2 protein-coding genes are annotated in these 1259 nt (G+C 39.2%); both read left to right on the top strand.

Annotated elements, in window-relative coordinates:
- On the top strand, positions 1–473 hold a 473-nt coding region (locus ACLNCN_RS04880; RefSeq protein WP_438829303.1), incomplete at its 5' end, for a POT-type proton-dependent oligopeptide transporter.
- A 371-nt stretch (positions 474–844) separates the two neighbouring features.
- On the top strand, positions 845–1259 hold a 415-nt coding region (locus ACLNCN_RS04875; RefSeq protein ID WP_424844748.1), incomplete at its 3' end, for a helix-turn-helix domain-containing protein.

The raw sequence follows: 1259 nt of genomic DNA, 5'->3' as shown, positions 1-1259 counted from the left end.
TCAATCCACTTTTCATTATGATTTATGTGCCGATTTTTGCATGGTTGTGGGGGGAAATGGGTAAAAAGCAACCATCCTCTTCTAAGAAATTTGCTTACGGTTTATTAGCAGCAGGTTTATCCTTCTTGTGGATGATGTTACCAGGGATGCTCTTTGGGACAGATGTTAAGGTCAGTCCTTTCTGGTTGATTATGAGTTGGGCTATTGTGATTGTGGGGGAAATGTTGATTTCGCCTATTGGTCTATCAGTCACTACTAAGCTAGCACCAAAATCCTTCCAAGCACAAATGATGTCTATCTGGTTCTTGAGTAATGCTGCTGCTCAAGCTATCAATGCTCAAATTGTAAAATTTTATACAAGCGAAACTGAAGTCGCTTACTATGGAATTGTTGGAGGAATTACGATTGTATTCAGTATTATCTTATTCTTCTACGTTCCACGTATTGAAAAACTAATGTCCGGTATCAAATAGAGAAAAACTGGAATTTCTGTAGGGATTTTAAAAGCTAGATCAATTATTTATTCAAAGGATTTAGTTCTGTATTGTATAGGGCTAGGTCCTTTTAGTTTGATTAATACTCTTCGAAAATCAAATTCAAACCGCGTCAACGTCGCCTTGCCGTACTCAAGTACAGCCTGCGGCTAGTTTCCTAGTTTGCTCTTTGATTTTCATTGAGTATAAAACTCACGATGTTTCTGCTTTTCCTAGTGGACATTTGTCTACTTTTTTTATATAATAAAACTAAACCAAATTGGTTGAGTTTTAAAAATATGGATTCAAGCATCGATTAGTCTTTCTAAGGGAGATAATGTCCATTAAATCATCATAATAGGAGGTGAAGTATGTATCAGCCAGAAAAATTAAAGGCTCGGAGGAAAGAGTTAAAACTGACACAGAGGGAAATTGCAGAGCAACTTGGGATTAGTTTCCAGGCTTACTCAGCTTGGGAACGTGGAGTCAAGGAACCGTCCAAGGAGAAGGTAGTCCAGCTAGAGAACATTTTAAAAGTACCCAAAGGATATTTTACTCAGATCGAGATTGTCCGTCTCTACCATAGCCTCTCCAAGCAAGGGCAGGAGAAGGTTGTTCTCTATGCTCGTAACCTATCTCAAGAGGAGCAAGCTCAAAAAGTGACAGCTATGCCAGAGCGCTTCTACGAGTACCGTGTTTATGAACGCATGTCAGCAGGGATTGGGGCTTCGGTCTATGATGATCAGAATTTTGATACGGTTTACTTTAATGAGGAGTTGGCTCATG

This window comes from Streptococcus sp. CL8.13, assembly GCF_049737895.1.
This window is presented reverse-complemented; position numbering and strand designations above follow the sequence as displayed.